This is a genomic window from Tenacibaculum larymnensis (assembly GCF_028829235.1).
GTDB classification, from domain to species: domain Bacteria; phylum Bacteroidota; class Bacteroidia; order Flavobacteriales; family Flavobacteriaceae; genus Polaribacter; species Polaribacter larymnensis.
Genome location: NZ_JAIWJY010000045.1, coordinates 1 through 375 on the forward strand (window position 1 = coordinate 1; position 375 = coordinate 375).

Genomic DNA, 375 nt, shown 5'->3' on the forward strand with positions numbered 1-375 from the left:
AAAGCCTTTTTGAAAAAGAGGAAGTTGTTAGCTAACACAAATGAGTGCATCGGCAAGAGCGGTGTTATAGGTGAAAGTATAAATCGCCTGCTGATGTATCTCATATTTACAAGCAGAAAAACTAGCAATCCTTTACACTGTATTAGCTTAGGAAGTTCAGGAGCAGGAAAAACACATCTACAATCAAAAGTAGCAGAACTTATACCCGAAGAAGATAAGGTGGAAATTACGGTATTAAGTGCCAATGCTTTTTATTACTTCAATAGAACAGAATTACAACACAAGTTAATTTTAATAGAAGATCTAGACGGTGCAGAAAGTGTACTCTACCCTCTTAGAGAATTACAATCTAAAAAGAGAATTACTAAAACGGTC

Annotated in this window: 1 pseudogene; it reads left to right on the forward strand. The window is 35.2% G+C overall.

The annotated features are described in order from the left end of the window. Positions 1-93: 93 nt before the first annotated feature. A pseudogene (locus tag LCI24_RS16945) lies at positions 94-375 on the forward strand (hypothetical protein); the annotation flags it as partial.